The 564-nt window shown below is 78.4% G+C and carries 1 protein-coding gene; it reads left to right on the top strand.

Annotated elements, in window-relative coordinates; translation table 11 throughout:
* Nucleotides 1–28 precede the first annotated feature (28 nt).
* The coding region (locus K6I34_RS37885) for an alpha-N-acetylglucosaminidase C-terminal domain-containing protein (RefSeq protein ID WP_308294115.1) at nucleotides 29–564 on the top strand (536 nt) is incomplete at its 3' end.

Genomic DNA, 564 nt, shown 5'->3' with positions numbered 1-564 from the left:
CGGGCCGTGGGACGCGGCGGGGCGGGCCATGGGCACGGGCCCCGCCGAGTCGGCGGAGCTGGTGCGCACGGGCCGGGCGCTGCTGACCATATGGGGCGGGCGGGCGACCTCCGACGGCGGGAAGCTGCACGACTACGCGAACCGCGACTGGCACGGCCTGATGGGCGACTTCTACCTGCCGCGCTGGCGGCGCTGGCTGGAGGAGCTGGAGGACGCGCTGCGGGAGGGCCGGGCACCGCGGCCGGTGGACTGGTTCACGGCGGAGGAGCCGTGGACGCGGCGGGCCGGTGCGTATCCGCTGCGGTCGGTCGCCGATCCGTACCGTACGGCGGTGCGCGTGCGGGACGCGCTGGCCGTCGCGCCGTACCAGGGTGCCCTGGCGGCCGAGGCGGTTCCCGCCGCCGTGCCGCCGGGCGGCAGCGCGGTGGTCGCCGTCGCGCTCACCAATGTGAACGGCCTGCGGGCCACCGGTCGCGTGGACCTCTCCCTCACGGGCCTCGACGCCGCGCCGCAGGGCCCCACTTGGCTGCGCGGCCTCGCGCCCGGCGCCACCGGTACGGCCCG

The sequence above is a fragment of the Streptomyces sp. UNOC14_S4 genome, assembly GCF_020740835.1.
Classification (GTDB): Bacteria; Actinomycetota; Actinomycetes; order Streptomycetales; family Streptomycetaceae; genus Streptomyces.
The sequence above is the reverse complement of the archived record's forward strand: the minus strand, read 5'-3'. Positions and strand labels throughout refer to the sequence as shown.